The sequence below is a fragment of the Halomonas nitroreducens genome, from assembly GCF_003966155.1.
GTDB lineage: Bacteria > Pseudomonadota > Gammaproteobacteria > Pseudomonadales > Halomonadaceae > Halomonas > Halomonas nitroreducens.
Map to the genome: position 1 here is coordinate 1 of NZ_RXNS01000040.1, position 2,363 is coordinate 2,363.

The following is a 2,363-nucleotide window of genomic DNA, read 5'->3' on the forward strand; positions in this document are numbered from 1 at the left end:
GACGCACGCCAGGCGGCGATAGCCATAGGAGGGGAACCGCTCCAGGGCCAGCTTCACCCGGGCCGCCAGGTCGGCATTGATGACACGCCGCCGCGCCTTGGGCTGGTAATACAGGCTTCGCAGGGGGAATCCCAGCCAACGACAGAGTTTGACGAGCGATACTACATGGCCTTCCTCGGCCATTTGCGCCTGCAGCGACCTTACGAGTTCTCGTCCTCGTCGAGCAGGCGCTTGAATTTTTTTAGTGCATAGATCTGCAGATGGGCCTCGCCCAGTGCCTCCTTGGTTTCCCGGAGCTCGGACTCGTACCGCTCACGGAGGTCCTTGGGGCGGGCCTTGAACCCGTTCTCCATGCTGCGCTGTGCCTCATCGATCCAGCCCTCGACCTCGGAGACGGTGAGGTCATGCTGGCGGGCCACCTCAGCGGCCGTGGTCTTTCCCTTGAAGATGTCCATGACCACGGCAGCCTTGCGCTTGGCGGTCCATCGCTTGATCGGGTTGTCGTCGCTCATCCTGTCCTCCTGATGGCTGCACTATAACCTGTGCAGCTCTGGAGGGGGGCACTTCAAGAGGCTGTTCTAAGGAAAATAACAGGTTAAAATGATGTTGTGCCTGGGGTTACACCACGTGATGAGTGCTACTCGGCAAAGCAAGGGGATTGCTCCAAAAACTATTTGGTGAATAAAGAAGATGAGGAAAGATATACGGATTTGGTCTTGAGAGAAGGCTTTTCTGGAGCATCTGAATTTCTTAAAGGGGTTAAGAAATTAGCTGCAAGTCATATGACCTACGATAGGATAAAAAATATCGTAGAAAGGAATGGGTCGAACATTAACGGTTTTTATATTTTTACAATTGATCGCCACCCTTATTCCTGGTTAATATCTCAATGTCTTTATAGTAATGAAAAATACAATTCTGGGGCATTAGAGATATCAAGCATAGGGGTGGAAGAAATAAATCGACGTGTCCTTGCGTTTTTAAAAAGAGGCAATGTTTCAGAGAGTATTAACATGGAGCATGTATTCAGATGACGAAGGAATCCTTGTTGATAATGTATTAAAGTATGAAGAGCTAAGCCAAGAGGTTGAAAGATTGATGGAGAGGATTGGAGTCAATATTCCTTGTGATCTTCCTGAGCTTAAGTCTAATGCGAAGCATATTGATGTATTTTCTGTCCTGGATGATAATGTTAAGAATGAGGCTGCGAAAGTTTTTTTATAAAACTTTTAGTTGTCTAGGGTGTTCAAGGTGAAGTGTGAGAGAGCTTAGTTCGGTTTCTATTTTTAATGTGGTTGTTGTTAAAAAGCCCCATGAGGTTATCAAAGTAATAGAATCTACTGGATTTTCCGCCATGGGCCGGAAGGACCTTCCTCCTCATCCCTTCACGCTACCTTTTAACTGGGCAGTTAATCCCTTTTCCGACGGAAATTGGATGTTCCAGCTGCATGGTTGGCGAATGCTGGATGCCTTCTTTAATCGTATGGCCCCTGAGGATGCTGCCTTTATAGGCGACGTCATGAGCGACTGGTGGCGGTTCTATCAGGCTGATCCTGAGGCGACGCCCTGGTTCTGGTACGATATGTCTACTGGGCTCCGCGCTTCGAAGATCGCCTATCTGGTGCACTGGTGCGAAGAGCAAGGTGAGCCGTTGCCGTTGGCAGCCGAGGTGCTGCAGGGCCTGGTGACGGAGCATGTCGCTCATCTTACCAATCCGGAAGAGCTCAACCATGGCAACCACGGCTTGTTCCAGCTCAATGGCCTGATGGCCTTGTTGGAAGTGATGGCGCAGACGGGGAGAGCGCTGCCCCGACAGGAAGCCGCTCGCGAGTTCGCAATAACCCTCATGCGCGAGATCCTGAAAAGTCAGCTGGGTGACGAAGGCGTGCATACTGAGAATTCACCGGACTACCACTTCTTTGCCTTGAACAAGATCCGTCAGATCCTGGAAGCGCCGTGGTGGCAAGGTGATGAGATGGCCGACATTCGCACCCTCTGTGACAAGGCCGAGATCGCAAAGGAGTGGTTGGTCACCCCCACACTGCATTGCCCCCCTGTCGGCGACTCTGCTGAAGCTCTCAAGCTCAAACGCTATGCCAGGCTGAACGAATGGCCGCACCAGGTACTGGGCAACAGCATGTTGGCACGCCTTGATGGCTATGGCGTGGTGCGTTCTCGGCCAGAGGTACCGCTTGAGCAGTCACACTACCTGTTTTTCCAGGGTGGCTTTTATCCGAGTGGACACCCCTATCTGTCAGCGTAGTTGTCACCTAAACGGATTGAGAGGTGATCAACATGCGTTACCCCGCAGAGCGGAAGGAAGCCATCCTTCAGAAGATGGCACCTCCGATGAGCCTGACCAT

The 2,363-nt window shown here is 51.5% G+C and carries 3 protein-coding genes and 1 pseudogene; 2 read left to right on the forward strand and 2 right to left on the reverse strand.

The genetic code is table 11. The features are described from left to right. Together EKG36_RS20650 and EKG36_RS20345 are read right to left on the reverse strand one after the other, a co-directional pair. Positions 1-183 (reverse strand): annotated as a pseudogene (locus EKG36_RS20650) (hypothetical protein); the annotation flags it as partial. A 17-nt stretch (positions 184-200) separates the two neighbouring features. Then, the gene (locus EKG36_RS20345; protein WP_126487105.1) at positions 201-512 is read right to left on the reverse strand and encodes a DUF1153 domain-containing protein; all 312 of its coding nucleotides are present in this window, start codon (positions 510-512) and stop codon (positions 201-203) included. A gap of 165 nt (positions 513-677) precedes the next feature. On the opposite strand from EKG36_RS20345, the gene EKG36_RS20350 reads away from it, so the two are divergent. Together EKG36_RS20350 and EKG36_RS20355 are read left to right on the forward strand one after the other, a co-directional pair. Continuing rightward, positions 678-1,034, forward strand: a complete 357-nt coding sequence (locus EKG36_RS20350) for a hypothetical protein (protein ID WP_126487106.1) — start codon at positions 678-680, stop codon at positions 1,032-1,034. A gap of 320 nt (positions 1,035-1,354) precedes the next feature. Then, positions 1,355-2,263, forward strand: a complete 909-nt coding sequence (locus EKG36_RS20355) for a heparinase II/III family protein (protein ID WP_126487107.1) — start codon at positions 1,355-1,357, stop codon at positions 2,261-2,263. The last annotated feature ends 100 nt before the right edge of the window (positions 2,264-2,363 follow it).